Source organism: Flavobacterium sp. FlaQc-49, from assembly GCF_044005985.1.
In the GTDB taxonomy this organism is placed as follows: Bacteria; Bacteroidota; Bacteroidia; order Flavobacteriales; family Flavobacteriaceae; genus Flavobacterium; species Flavobacterium cupriresistens.
The window spans coordinates 16,624-27,056 of the sequence record NZ_JBIPCS010000021.1; the positions used below are offsets into that span (position 1 = coordinate 16,624).

At 33.0% G+C, this 10,433-nt stretch carries 10 protein-coding genes and 2 tRNA genes; 5 read left to right on the forward strand and 7 right to left on the reverse strand.

Annotation, left to right across the window (positions count from 1 at the left end; all coding sequences use genetic code 11):
• The first annotated feature begins 52 nt into the window (after positions 1 to 52).
• Positions 53 to 541 carry a hypothetical protein gene (locus ACHRV3_RS22530; RefSeq protein ID WP_395436234.1) on the forward strand — a complete coding sequence of 163 codons (489 nt, stop codon included), beginning with the start codon at positions 53 to 55 and terminating at the stop codon, positions 539 to 541.
• Positions 542 to 621: 80 nt separating this feature from the next.
• Positions 622 to 1,143, forward strand: a complete 522-nt coding sequence (locus ACHRV3_RS22535; RefSeq protein ID WP_395436235.1) for a GNAT family N-acetyltransferase — start codon at positions 622 to 624, stop codon at positions 1,141 to 1,143.
• 344 nt (positions 1,144 to 1,487) lie between these two features.
• Here the strand turns inward: ACHRV3_RS22535 and ACHRV3_RS22540 are convergent, their stop codons facing one another.
• The 3 genes from ACHRV3_RS22540 to ACHRV3_RS22550 all read right to left on the reverse strand — a co-directional run bounded on the left by ACHRV3_RS22540 (position 1,488) and on the right by ACHRV3_RS22550 (position 4,838).
• Entirely contained in the window at positions 1,488 to 2,540 is a 1,053-nt protein-coding gene (locus tag ACHRV3_RS22540) for a hypothetical protein (protein WP_395436236.1), read from the reverse strand.
• A gap of 379 nt (positions 2,541 to 2,919) precedes the next feature.
• Positions 2,920 to 3,810: an alpha/beta fold hydrolase gene (locus ACHRV3_RS22545; RefSeq protein ID WP_395436237.1), complete on the reverse strand. Its 891-nt coding sequence runs from the start codon at positions 3,808 to 3,810 to the stop codon at positions 2,920 to 2,922.
• A 152-nt stretch (positions 3,811 to 3,962) separates the two neighbouring features.
• A complete protein-coding gene (locus ACHRV3_RS22550; protein WP_395436239.1) occupies positions 3,963 to 4,838 on the reverse strand; it encodes an aldo/keto reductase in 876 nt (291 codons plus the stop codon).
• Positions 4,839 to 5,051: 213 nt separating this feature from the next.
• Here ACHRV3_RS22550 and ACHRV3_RS22555 point away from each other — a divergent pair, with 213 nt between their 5' ends.
• Positions 5,052 to 5,969 carry a helix-turn-helix domain-containing protein gene (locus ACHRV3_RS22555; protein ID WP_395436240.1) on the forward strand — a complete coding sequence of 306 codons (918 nt, stop codon included), beginning with the start codon at positions 5,052 to 5,054 and terminating at the stop codon, positions 5,967 to 5,969.
• A 197-nt stretch (positions 5,970 to 6,166) separates the two neighbouring features.
• On the opposite strand, the gene ACHRV3_RS22560 is transcribed toward ACHRV3_RS22555, so the two are convergent.
• The 3 genes from ACHRV3_RS22560 to ACHRV3_RS22570 all read right to left on the reverse strand — a co-directional run bounded on the left by ACHRV3_RS22560 (position 6,167) and on the right by ACHRV3_RS22570 (position 7,782).
• Positions 6,167 to 6,241: transfer RNA gene (locus ACHRV3_RS22560), tRNA-Val, on the reverse strand.
• Positions 6,242 to 6,302: 61 nt separating this feature from the next.
• A tRNA-Val gene (locus ACHRV3_RS22565) sits at positions 6,303 to 6,377 on the reverse strand.
• A 178-nt stretch (positions 6,378 to 6,555) separates the two neighbouring features.
• A complete protein-coding gene (locus ACHRV3_RS22570) occupies positions 6,556 to 7,782 on the reverse strand; it encodes a bifunctional folylpolyglutamate synthase/dihydrofolate synthase (RefSeq protein WP_395436241.1) in 1,227 nt (408 codons plus the stop codon).
• A 131-nt stretch (positions 7,783 to 7,913) separates the two neighbouring features.
• Between ACHRV3_RS22570 and ACHRV3_RS22575 the strand changes: the two genes are divergently transcribed.
• Both ACHRV3_RS22575 and ACHRV3_RS22580 read left to right on the forward strand, forming a co-directional pair.
• A complete protein-coding gene (locus ACHRV3_RS22575) occupies positions 7,914 to 8,609 on the forward strand; it encodes a MotA/TolQ/ExbB proton channel family protein (protein WP_047774419.1) in 696 nt (231 codons plus the stop codon).
• A 3-nt stretch (positions 8,610 to 8,612) separates the two neighbouring features.
• Positions 8,613 to 9,008, forward strand: a complete 396-nt coding sequence (locus tag ACHRV3_RS22580) for a biopolymer transporter ExbD (protein ID WP_047774417.1) — start codon at positions 8,613 to 8,615, stop codon at positions 9,006 to 9,008.
• Between the two features lie 62 nt (positions 9,009 to 9,070).
• Here the strand turns inward: ACHRV3_RS22580 and ACHRV3_RS22585 are convergent, their stop codons facing one another.
• On the reverse strand, positions 9,071 to 9,973 hold the full coding sequence (locus ACHRV3_RS22585; RefSeq protein ID WP_395436242.1) for an energy transducer TonB: 903 nt from the start codon (positions 9,971 to 9,973) through the stop codon (positions 9,071 to 9,073).
• Positions 9,974 to 10,433: the final 460 nt, after the last annotated feature.

Sequence of the window (10,433 nt, forward strand, 5' to 3'; positions counted from 1 at the left end):
CAGATTTTTTTATTTGCGATATATATTATTAGCTAAATAAACCATTAGTAAGATGAAATATTTAATTGTAATATTCTTGTCATTTAGTATAACAGGATATGGATTGGAGTCAAATAAACTAGGAATTAAAATATATTGTGTAAAAGAAGGTTTTAAAAACTCATCTAAAAACTGCAACTATTGCTTTGATGTAAACACCGTTGAATTAGATGAAAATCCGATTTTAGATGAAAATGATTTCGAAAATTTTTATTGGAAAAATCAACAAATCATACTTAACTATTCAGGAAAACAAAAATTAAAGAAAATCAAAATTGAGCTTAGTGGACTTCCTGTTGTAATGGTTTTAAATAATAAAAGAGTTTACGGATTTTGGTTTTGGAACATGTTTTCTTCTTTTGGCTGTGATAGAGTCTATACTTATCCACAAAATGATTTTAAGATTAGATTTGGATTACCAACAAACAATGCTTTTGGAGAAGATCCGAGATTTAATAAAATTCTGGAGAAATACGTAAGTAATAAATATAAACAAGATTAATAATAAGCTCTTATATTGATGTCATTTTGTGGTAAGTATAACCTAGTTAGTTGTCAGGTGTAAAACTATATTTAAAAAAAATGAACAGGAATTTGCGAACTTTTCCAATATTGATTACCGAGAGGTTTACACTTCGGAAACTTTCAAAAAAGGATTCCGAAGAAATACTGCTATTGCGTTCGGATGCAGAAATAAATAAATTTCTTGATAGGAAACTAAGCAAAACATTAGATGATGCCTTAAGTTTTATCAATAGTATAATTTCAAATGAAAGTGATGAGCTTTTTTATTGGGCAATTACAAAGACTGGCGAGGATAAATTAATTGGTACAATTTGTCTATTTGACTTTTTAGTCGATTTAAAGAAATGTGAAATTGGATATGAACTCCTTACTGAATTTCACGGTCAAGGAGTTATGATTGAAGCGATCAGAAAGGTTTTAGAATACACAATTAATACGCATGGATTAAAAATGATAGACGCACATACACATAAAGATAATCAAAGCTCTACTAAACTTCTTCAAAAATTAAATTTTAAAAAAATGGAAGATATAATCGAAAACAATCCAAATGTTATTTTATTAAGATTGACAACTTAAATTGATGTAACTTCTTGAGGATCAAAGAGTTTTTTCTGGAATAACTGTTGTGTAAGCGAGAGATCTTGCTTACACCATTAGACAGACCTGATTTATTTTTTTACCAAAACGCCAACTTTTACATCTGATCCATTTTAATTAGCTAAGCACTATTAAAAATATAAGCATAAAAAAATTCCTTAATTTCTTAAGGAGTTTTTTGGTAGTCAATACAAAAAAAAAATTACGGATCATTTTCTGCAAGGTTTAAGGAAAATTGGTTTTTTGAAGAATATTTTTGTGGGATTCTAAAATGTAAAATTGTTGAATTTGAGCTTGAATATTCCCTGATAAATAGAAAATATCTAGTATACCTCTTCAATGGTATGTTCCGAATCGTTACCTTTTACTAAGAAATTGATTTTTTTGTTTTTTTTATCAATACATTTTAATACAAATTGAAAAGGTTGATTTGCTTTATAACCAGTTCCATATAACTCAAAAATACTTTTTAAATCATTTAGATCATTTGTCATACAACCTGCAGGAATAGCAAAAGGGAATGTTATTTTCCAGTTTAATTTAGTTGATTTGTCATTTTCGATTCCTATTAAAGCTCCTGAGTCTAATTGATTAATAAATGAAAACATAAAATTTCCTTCTGTATCTCTACTTCTACGATTACCTATTATCAATAAAGGTTTGTCATGTTCTTTTACATCAGTTATTGAATAGTTTTTTCCCTTTATTAAAATACCGGAAATAGGGGTATTGTATTTTTCATTATTTTTCAGTGGAATAGATTTCAATAGGGTTTGTTTAGTAATTGAAATTGTATCAAAATTGTCTTTGCTATTATTATACAAAGAATCTATATAAAGCGGTGCAGGTTCATAAGTATTAATAGGTTCTATTATCGAGCAAATAATCTTTTGATTTTTTATCTTTTCAATTTTTAAAAAAAGGGTAGAAACTGTACTTCCGTCACTTCTGTTTTCCAAACCAATATAAAAATGCTCATTTAGATGATTTATTTGTTTCGTTAACTTGTCTTTAGTTATTTCTAAATCACGTTCATCAGAATTATGTTGACTGATCTTGTTTGTCATATCATAAATTGAGAAACTAATTCCAATTAATAGTAATAATAAAATTCCCGAAAAAGCATACCATGGCGCAAATTGATGCTTATATTCTGGTGCTATATGAGCTTCTTGTTCAGGATGTAATTTTAGCCAGTAACCATTAGAGTTATAATTCCAAATTTTACCAGTTGAAAAAAAGGGAATAAAGAATAAATGAAAATATTTTTGTATTAATTGAATCTCTGTTTTTGGTAACACAGATTCTTTAATTCCAATTTCAACGCTTGTGTATTTTTTTATTTTAAACTCACTCCAACCAAAAATGATACGCATTTCTTTTGCTTCTAATGTTTATTACTATTTAAATTTGTTTGATATTTTTAGCGTTAGTTAAACCTAAAAATATCTTGGATCTATATCATACCTCAATAAGAGTATGATATTATTTAATGCGAATATAGAAACAATCCTTTATAATTTATGAAGTAGAGCTTGAATTTGTTCTTTGACTCCGCTGTCGCAATTTGTTTTTTTAAGTGAGGTATAGACATAAAAAAACTCCTTAATTTCTTAAGGAGTTTTTTGGTGGGATGTCAGGGATCACAACTGAACACTTAATTCCAATTTTGACTTTTTTTGGTGACTTAAAGTAGCTTATATGATGTTTTAAACCCTATTGAGCCCCCTATTAATTGGTATATTATTGATTTAATTAAAAATGTTTGTTATTTTCTTTTTGTAATAGTAATAAATTATCTAATCGTGTGACCACATCTGTCCAAAGTTTGTCTTTCATCGTTTTTCTAAAATATCCAAAATGGTCAATCTTTTTCAGTCCAAACTCACCGGGCGTTAGTTCAGTAAAACTTATTTCTTTTTCACTCTTTACATTCCTCCAAAAAGCATTTGTATTTTTTGCATTCGAAATCGTATCGTCTGTTGCATAATAAACGTGTATAGGAAACTTGAAATTCTTGAAATTTCCTGTTGGAACTGTTTTACCGTAAAAGTTTTTGTCGAAGAAATAATCTTGCTTTTCTAACCAATCACGCCATTCAGACACTACTTTTTTAGGGAGATTTTCCATTAATCCATATGGTTTAGCCTTTACAAAACCAGTAAGTAAAGCACTGATTGGCGAAAAAATATAGAAGAAAAAATACGCTTTCATCCTGTACCCAAAAGGCATATTGGGATAATAACCTGATGAAACAGCAATATTAATGTTTCCTATTACATTAGCCAAATCATTAACGAAACCAATTTGCTGTCCGCCAGCACTGTGTCCAATAAAGAGGAAGGGCAAATTTGGAAATCTATTGTCTAAATATGCTTTTATGGCAGGCATATCTTTTGTTCCATAATCTGAAAATTTAATATTGCTGTTTTTGAGATTATCCGTTTTTTTGGTTCCTCGATAATTCCAAAGGCAGCACAAATAGCCGTTTTCAGCTAAGTAAGTCAAAAATGACAGATAAATTTTTTCTGAAGTACCAGTTCCACAATTAAACTGCACTACCGCTTTAGGATTATCTGGTATGAATAAAGTACCATTGAGTTGTGTTCCGTCTTTACAAATGGTTTCAAAATTTTCTGTTTTCATAGTGTTACTTTTATTGCTAACAGTTTATGGCTTGACGATTCTTTAGTTTTTTTGCACAACTAACGAATCGACAAGCCAATGGTTTAAATATATCAAAATATTCGATACTAGAGGTTAAGTCCCACTATTATAAACTGATTTTTATCTTTTAACTATGCTAAAAAAGCCATATCCTCTTCTGTTATTTGAATGTCAAGGGCAGCTATGTTTTCTTCAAAATGTTTCAATTGGGAAGTACCCGGAATTGGCAGAATCAAATCGTTAAAATGCAACAGCCATGCAATATTTAACTGAGCAGTACTTACCTTATATTTTTTGGCAATTACAGCTATTTTATCATCGTTTTTTGACAAAGAGTTTAGCAGAGACCAAAACGGAACCATCGTAATATTATTGGCAATACACAAAGGCATCACTTCCTGCAGTCCTCTGGTTTGCATGCCGTGCAACTCGAAACTTGTCCTTTGCCCGTAACCAAAAGCATTTTCCACACTTACAATATTTCCCATAGATAATCCAATTTCCAATTCTTCAGGGCTCACATTACTTAATCCAATATGCAGAATTTTCCCTTCTTTTTGCATATCAAACATGGTTTGTAAAGACTCTTTAAAAGGGGTTTCAGAATTAGGCATTACTCTAAAATGAACTAATGAAAGCTGTTCTAACTTCAATGTTTTTAAATTTCTTTCGATGCTTGTTCTTAAATTTTCCGGAGTATCAAATACGCACCAGCCTTTATCCGGAGTTCTTCCAGCCCCCACTTTAGTACAAATCAATAAATCATCATTGTACGGATAGAGTGTTTCTGCAATGAGTTTGTTTGTGATGTCATCACCATAAAAATCTGCAGTGTCCAAAAAGTTAATGCCTTTGCGACTTGCAGTTCTTAATATTTCTGAAGCTTCGTCTTTGTTTTTTGGTTCTCCCCAAACAAAGTCGCCAGGTAGTCGCATCGTACCATAACCCAATCGATTAATAGTAATAGGATTGTTGGTGTTTGCTCCGATTGTTATTGTCTTTTTCATCTTATTATCTAATTTTTAATTGTGCAAAATTCAGAGAAAAACAAAATGAATATGTATCTAAATCTATTTTTGTTGTAACCAAATCTTTAGAACTAAGTACTCCATCGGTTTCCAAGAAATTGAAGATTGAAATCTAACTACAACAAAAGTCGATTGGGCTAAATTCAAACTGCTGTTTATCCGTATTTTTGAAATAGAAATAAAGAGATAAAAATGGAAAGTAAACCACCTATCCGATTAAAAAATATTAGTGAGTTCCATAAGTTTTGGGCACTCCCAAAACCGGAGCATCCTTTGATTAGTGTTGTCGATTATAAACACATCAACCATTCGTTGGTTGATCCTGATCAGGCTATCATTATGGATTATTATTCCATCGCAATCAAACGTGATTTGGGTGTGAAGATGATTTACGGACAGGAATCTTTTGATTTTGATGAAGGTTTGATGTTTTTTATGGCACCAAATCAGGTATTTAAAATTGAGAAAGAAATCAGAAATACGACTAATCACGCTGGTTGGATTTTATTGATACATCCGGATTTTCTTTGGAATTCACCTTTGGCTAAAACCATTAAAAAGTACGAGTTCTTTAATTATTCAATGCATGAAGCTTTATTTCTTTCGGAAAAAGAAGAAGGAATGATTATCAATGTCATTCAAAATATTCAGCTCGAATACCATTCGAATATCGATACTTTCAGTCAGAACATCATTATTTCCCAGTTAGAAACTTTGTTGAATTATTCTGAGCGGTTTTATCAAAGACAATTTATTACCCGAAAAATAGCGAATCACAAGATATTAGAACGAATAGAAGATTTACTCGATACTTACTTTAACGATGATTTATCGAACAAAGGTTTGCCAACGGTAAAATTTATTGCCGAAAGTCTGAATATTTCACCCAATTATATGAGCGGTTTATTAAAATTACTGACTGGTCAAAGTACACAACAGCACATTCAAAACAAAATTTTAGAAAAAGCAAAGGAAAAACTCTCTACTACGAACTTATCTGTTGGCGAGATTGCTTATGAATTAGGCTTTGAACATTCACAATCATTCAACAAATTTTTTAAGAATAAAACAAAACTCTCTCCATTAGAATTTAGGACTTCTTTCAATTAATTAAAATTTAAAAATATACTGTACAATTTTGGCTGTTTAAAAAAAGAGATGTCTATATGTAATGTATCGTAAAGTTTTAGAATACTATCCAAAAAAAACTATAATCGACGTTTTGGTAAAAATTTAGCTAAGCAGTTTATGAAGTCTTTTAACAAAAACAACGCCATTGGAATCCAATGGCGTTGTTTGTCTTTGTGTGGGCGATGAGGGGTTCGAACCCCCGACCCCCTCGGTGTAAACGAGGTGCTCTGAACCAGCTGAGCTAATCGCCCTTTTTATAGGGTGTAATCTATTTTGATAAAAAAACTCCTTATTTTTTAAGGAGTTTCTTTGTGGGCGATGAGGGGTTCGAACCCCCGACCCCCTCGGTGTAAACGAGGTGCTCTGAACCAGCTGAGCTAATCGCCCTATTTTACTAGGTTGCTATCATTTGTGATTGCGAGTGCAAATATACTCTTGTTTTTGAGTTCTGCAAAGAAAATCCCGTAAAATTTTAAAGTTTTTTCTTGAAATTTTATATACCGCTGGTGTTGAATTTATTATAGAACGTGAAAATTTTGAATTTTTACCAGCATTTCAGTTTTTCTTAATTCAAAGGCAATTCGGCAACGACAAAAGTGCTTCCTCCAACATAAATAAAATCATTTTGGGAAGCATTTTGCTTTGCTTTAGAAAAAGCAGCAGCGACAGTGTCGTATTTTTCGCCTAGTAAATTGTATTTTTTTGCTTCATTTTGTAAAATCTCCGTACTTAAACCTCGCGAAGAATCCGGTCGGCAGAAATAATACTGTGCTTTTTTGGGGAAAAGAGGCAAAATAGAGTCGAGATCTTTATCGTTTACAACACCCAAGACAATATGAAGCGTATCAAAAGTTTCCTTTTGAATCTGGTTCATGACAACTGCCAGTCCGTGTTTGTTGTGTGCCGTATCACAAATTATTTTCGGATTTTGGCCCAACTGCTGCCATCTTCCTTGAAGTCCGGTATTTTTACTGACGTTTAATAGTCCGTTTTTTAAATTTTCAACCGTAACTTTAAATTCGTTTTGATTGTTTAAAACCGCTATCGTTTGCTGTACTGTCTTTTTATTGTGAAATTGATAATCACCAATTAAATCAGATGGAAAAACATCCTGGATCAAATCAGAAGCAAAGTAAATGGGAGCATTTTTTTCTTTGGCTTTGGCTAAAAAAACAGGTTGTGTTTCAGAAGTGTATTCCCCGATAACAACAGGAACGTTTGGTTTTATGATTCCTGCTTTTTCGCCGGCAATGGCAGCCGGAGTATTTCCTAAAAACTGTGTGTGATCTAAGTCTATATTGGTAATTACAGAAACTAGTGGCGTGATAATATTGGTAGCATCAAGACGTCCGCCCAGGCCGACTTCAATGATTGCGATATCTGTTTTTTCAGATGCAAAATAATCAAATGCCAATCCAACCGACATTTCAAAGAAGCTCATATCGTTAGATTCAAAGAAACTTTTGTGTTTGGCGATAAAAGCACAAACAAAATCTTCTGAAATTTCGATGCCGTTTATTCTGATCCTTTCTCTGAAATCTTTTAGATGTGGTGAAGTGTACAATCCAACCTTGTATCCGGCTTCCTGTAGTACCGAAGCCAGCATATGTGATGTAGAGCCTTTGCCGTTCGTTCCGGCAACATGAATGCATTTTAACTGACGTTCCGGATTGCCAAGATGTTCTGCAAGTAACTTGATATTAGTTAAATCTTCTTTGTATGCCGATGCGCCCTGAAGCTGATACATGGGCAATTGGTTAAACATCCAATTTGTAGTCTCTTGATAGTTCATTTTGTTTGGATAAAATGGTGTTGAATTGAAATAATTTCCCTTTTTTTTAGTTTAATACTACAATGAAAATTATCTTTAGTGCAAAATTGAAATATTTTTTAGAATTAATTATTAAAAACAAGAATTAAAATATGTTTAGCCTCATTCAATTACAAACTGATACTATTGCAAATGCCGCATCTGGTTTAGTTGTCGAAAAAATTGCTCCAAATACGGAAATCTCAGTTTTAGGATTTATCTTAAAAGGAGGTTTTTTTCTGATCCCAATTGCCCTTTTATTGTTTTATACTTTCTATGTTATTATAGAGCGCTATTTGTATATCAGTAAGGCTTCTAAGATCGACAATCGATTGATGCAGGACGTAGGCGATAAACTGAATGCGGGAAATATTGAATTGGCCAGAACAATTGTGGAAAGAAGTAATACCGCTGCCGGAAATATCCTGAAAGAAGGTGTACTGGTGATCGGAAGACCTATTGCCGAGATCGAATCGAATATGGATCGTGCTGCCGATATTGAAATTGGTGAGATGGAAAGACGTTTAGGTCACTTAGGACTTATTGCCGGTATTGCGCCAACCTTAGGTTTTATTGGAACTATTTCGGGAGTTATTAAGATTTTCTATAGCATTTCGGTTACGGAAAATATCAGTATCGGTAATATCTCCGGAGGTTTGTACGAAAAAATGATCAGTAGTGGATCCGGATTAATCGTGGGTATTATTGCCTATAGTGCTTACCATTTATTGAACGGAAAAATTGATGATTTTGCTTTAAAAATTCAAAAACAGATATTAGAATTTGTCAATATAATTCAAAGAGCATAAGCTATGTCTATTAAAAGAAAAAGAAGATTTCATGCTGAGGTGGCAACATCGTCATTAAGTGATATTATGTTTTTCCTGCTGTTGTTTTTCCTGATTATCTCAACACTTGCAAATCCGAATGTTATTAAAATGACGCTGCCTAAAGCGAAAGCCAATGAAAAAACAAACAAACAACTGATTAGTTTGTCGGTTACAGAAGATAAAAAGTTTTATATAGACAAAGAACCGGTAGATTTTGAAAATCTGGAAACTTCTTTAATGTCAAAAATAGGAGCAGACAAACAACAAACGGTCGTAGTTCGTATTCCGTTTAATTTACAAGTACAGGATTTAGTTGATGTGTTGCAGATAGGAGTCAAGAATAATTTGAAGTTTGTGATTGCTACAAGTCCTAAATAACTGAGGTAACGTATAAAAAAACAAACCTGACAGATTTCAAAAACCTGTCGGGTTTGTTTTTTTTAGTTTAAACTGAAATTGTAAGTAATTGTTCCAGTTTGCTTTGCCGGAGCATTACTGTTAGCATCCCATTTAGTGTTCATAGCGGCCATTTTAGCCTGTTCTCTTAAACATTTAGCAGTAATTGTAGTTCCTTTTACTCCTGGAATGGCACTGATAGTATTACCATTTTTATCAACGGTGATTTGTACAACTATTGTCCCTGTTTCATTGCTGCATTCACTATTTGGTTTAGGTTTAGATAAAGCTTTTCGGTTTCCAAGAGAATAACCCGATCCGCCGCCGGAGCCTCCGCCGCTTCCAGCTCCATAACCACTTCCAGTACCGATACCAGTTCCGGTTCCGTGACCACCTCCGGTTCCTCCACCCGAACCTCCATCGCCGTAATAGCCATTGGAGCCTAAACTTCCTGTGGATTTTCCTTTGTTTCCGGCTGTTTTATCATTTCCGTCACCACCTTTATTTGATCCTTTTAAGATGCTGGATAAAGCATCATTAGTCGAATTGGAAACTTTTGGTTTTTCCGGTACGGGTTTTACTGTTGGTTTTTCAACAGGAGTATTTTTTTTAGGTTTTTCTTTTGTTGGAATTACGACACTTTCATCTGTTGAGGTGTTTTCCTGTGTGATAATAGCTTCTTCCGGAGTTGCTTTTGCAGGAGTTTGTTTGGCTTCGTTTTTGACTTCGAGAACCTCACTTTTATAATTTGCGCCTGACCCTAAATCACTGTCTCCAAAATTGACAGTTACGCCACCACCTCCGCCACCGGCAGCAAGTGCAACATTGTTTTCCGGATTATAAGGAGGCCAAAAACGGATGAAAAACAGCAATAGCAATAACGCTGCATATATAGCAGTCGAGAGGAGTAGTGATTTCTTTTTATCTGAAGAATCCGTAGAAGTCATTTTGATTCTGAATTTTGTAATTGTATTAATTAAAAACGCTTAAAAGTACTAAAAATTGTTTGTAATTAAAGGGAGTACAGAATTTAAACGTAAAGTTCACCAAAGTGTTAAACAGAGGTCTTTGATTAAGTTTAGAGGCAAAATCCAAAGCTTTATAACCTTGAAATCTGTAGCAAAAAGCAAGCCAACCAGATTTAAAAAAGTTTGATTTGTTTATGATTAAAGAGTAGCTGTTTTAGCACGCAGATTTGGCAGATTGAGCAGATTTTATTTGATTTCGGATTGAAAAAGATAAAAATTGTCCGCTCCATCTGCTAGATCTGCGTGAGCCAGAAAATGCGAGCCAACCGGATCCGGAAAAGTTTGATTTGTTTAGAATTAAATAATAAGAAAGGAAGTTCTAGCATAATGTTTTAGCACGCAGATTTGGCAGATTGAGCAGATTTTATTTGATTTCGGA

Excerpts from the sequence above, each read along its gene's own strand:
- ACHRV3_RS22530 (WP_395436234.1), top strand. The coding sequence starts at position 53 with ATGAAATATTTAATTGTAATATTCTTGTCATTTAGTATAACAGGATAT.
- ACHRV3_RS22535 (WP_395436235.1), top strand. The coding sequence starts at position 622 with ATGAACAGGAATTTGCGAACTTTTCCAATATTGATTACCGAGAGGTTT.
- ACHRV3_RS22540 (WP_395436236.1), bottom strand. The coding sequence starts at position 2,540 with ATGCGTATCATTTTTGGTTGGAGTGAGTTTAAAATAAAAAAATACACA.
- ACHRV3_RS22545 (WP_395436237.1), bottom strand. The coding sequence starts at position 3,810 with ATGAAAACAGAAAATTTTGAAACCATTTGTAAAGACGGAACACAACTC.
- ACHRV3_RS22550 (WP_395436239.1), bottom strand. The coding sequence starts at position 4,838 with ATGAAAAAGACAATAACAATCGGAGCAAACACCAACAATCCTATTACT.
- ACHRV3_RS22555 (WP_395436240.1), top strand. The coding sequence starts at position 5,052 with ATGGAAAGTAAACCACCTATCCGATTAAAAAATATTAGTGAGTTCCAT.
- ACHRV3_RS22570 (WP_395436241.1), bottom strand. The coding sequence starts at position 7,782 with ATGAACTATCAAGAGACTACAAATTGGATGTTTAACCAATTGCCCATG.
- ACHRV3_RS22575 (WP_047774419.1), top strand. The coding sequence starts at position 7,914 with ATGTTTAGCCTCATTCAATTACAAACTGATACTATTGCAAATGCCGCA.
- ACHRV3_RS22580 (WP_047774417.1), top strand. The coding sequence starts at position 8,613 with ATGTCTATTAAAAGAAAAAGAAGATTTCATGCTGAGGTGGCAACATCG.
- ACHRV3_RS22585 (WP_395436242.1), bottom strand. The coding sequence starts at position 9,973 with ATGACTTCTACGGATTCTTCAGATAAAAAGAAATCACTACTCCTCTCG.